Below are 1848 nucleotides of genomic sequence, written 5' to 3' on the forward strand. Positions count from 1 at the left end.
GCAGAAGATACGGCTGGGATCGGTCAAACGGGATGAAGCGGCTCATCGCGACACTCTACAGCCTTACCCCTTCACAGGGTACCCCAACCCGACAGGCTGCTAGAGGGCCTTGCTGAGGATGGAGCACAGCTTTCCATCGTCATGCAGGGTCCTTTATTAAAGACGAACCTCAATGACTGTGCTCTGATCTGCCGTCATTGGCGCCAGCTATTTTCGCAGGCAGAAATTATATTTTCAGTTTCATCATGTGATTTTCTGAAATCTGGGAACCATATTTCTGGATTGTTCCCAGAGGATTTTGTAACGACGATCGCTGAATTTGATACAATTAAAATAAATTCTCTAAAAGTTTTGTTTGATTGTGCAGATATCATTGTAAAATCTCGTGATGAAATACCACTTCCGCCAATAAAAAATGATACCAATTCTTTAAATAATATAAACCTACAGATAGAGTCTGCAAGGACAGGTCTGGAATACGTTTCCAGGAAATACACGCTTCGAATCAGAAGTGACTTATGCTTCACAACTAAAAAATTTATAGAAATATATAAAAATAATCTATTTAGCCCACGAGGGAAATATGGAGTTTTCTCTCAGAAAGTTCTTATATCAGAAACTTTTACGATAAACCCCATAACACTATATAAAATGCCGTTCCATTATAGTGACTGGTTCCATTTTGGGTTAAGCAAAGACATAAAAGATTTATGGGAATGTGTAAAGAAAATCTCTTTTTCAGATAGTGTTTACTATCAGAGTAATAATTTTTTAAAAAATACAAACCTACTGGAAAAAAGATTTCTTATCAGGCTAGCTTGTGAACAGTATATCCATTTTCCTTATTTCAAAAAATCATTTCCGCATTTGAAGCTTGATTATCATAATGATACAAAATTCGTGAAAGAGTCTTTTTATATTATGGCAGATAATTTCATTGTAGCCAATTTAAGAGATATGAATGCTTATATAAAAAAATATCAGCATATTGTAAGAAAAATGAGCAAGCATACACGGATCGAATGTATGTCACAGGCTATTTTAGATGAAATTATAGAAGATCCACAAAATAATATTGATAAAGTTTTTTCAAAACAAACAAAAATATCACATGACAGAATGTTTTGGGCGCATGATCGCAGAACAGCTCTGTTTAGGCGTTTTATTAAAAAGGTTAACCGCTTTCTTGCTTGGTACAGAAGTAGTTAGAGCCAGTTTAGAAAATCTATGGATGAGCGTTTCGGCCCCCATGGCGACGAGAATCATGGCCTTTGATACGTCGGTGCGACGCTCGTAATTCAGGACCAGGCGCCGCCATCTGGTCATCCAGCTGAAGGTTCGCTCCACGACCCATCAGCGCGGCAGCGCCCCAAACGCTCGGGCACCCTCGCTGCGGCGGATGATCTGAAGGACGAAGTCGAGATAAGTTTCCTTGTCCATGAGCTTGAGCCGATCGCAGGCGCCATCGGCGAACAGGTGCCTTTATCCAGGGCCAGGTGGAGGGTTCGCAGAACCCCTGGCTCTGAACTGTTGGCTGTGATTCCATCGTTAGTGTGATGATGGGAGGATGGATGGTGAAGCAGTCCGGTTTCTTTGATGTTGAGGAGCGGCTGGCCCGTCTGAGCGGGCTTGCTGATCAACTTGAAGCCTTTTCTCGGGCGGTGGGTTTTGAAGTCTTCCGCCCTGATCTGGAGCAGGCTCTGGCTTATTCAGACGAGCGCAAGGGCGGGCGTCCGTCGTTTGATCCGGTGAACTGCCCCGAGTTTACCGGAGAGTAAAACTCTCGGAGGATGATCCCTATGGTAGAGAAGAAGAAGACATCGCGTTATTCGCCTGAGTTCCTTGAGC

1 protein-coding gene and 2 pseudogenes are annotated in these 1848 nt (G+C 42.7%); 2 read left to right on the forward strand and 1 reads right to left on the reverse strand.

The annotated features are described in order from the left end of the window. Positions 1-282 precede the first annotated feature (282 nt). Positions 283-1209, forward strand: a complete 927-nt coding sequence (locus CFR79_RS15315) for a WavE lipopolysaccharide synthesis family protein (RefSeq protein ID WP_181417462.1) — start codon at positions 283-285, stop codon at positions 1207-1209. Positions 1210-1242: 33 nt separating this feature from the next. Here CFR79_RS15315 and CFR79_RS16310 read toward each other — a convergent pair. Next, positions 1243-1495 (reverse strand): annotated as a pseudogene (locus CFR79_RS16310) (transposase); the annotation flags it as partial. A gap of 79 nt (positions 1496-1574) precedes the next feature. Between CFR79_RS16310 and CFR79_RS15325 the strand changes: the two are divergent. Beyond that, positions 1575-1751, forward strand: a pseudogene (locus CFR79_RS15325) (IS5/IS1182 family transposase); the annotation flags it as partial. Between the last annotated feature and the right edge of the window lie 97 nt (positions 1752-1848).

The sequence above is a fragment of the Komagataeibacter saccharivorans genome, from assembly GCF_003207825.1.
GTDB lineage: Bacteria > Pseudomonadota > Alphaproteobacteria > Acetobacterales > Acetobacteraceae > Komagataeibacter > Komagataeibacter saccharivorans.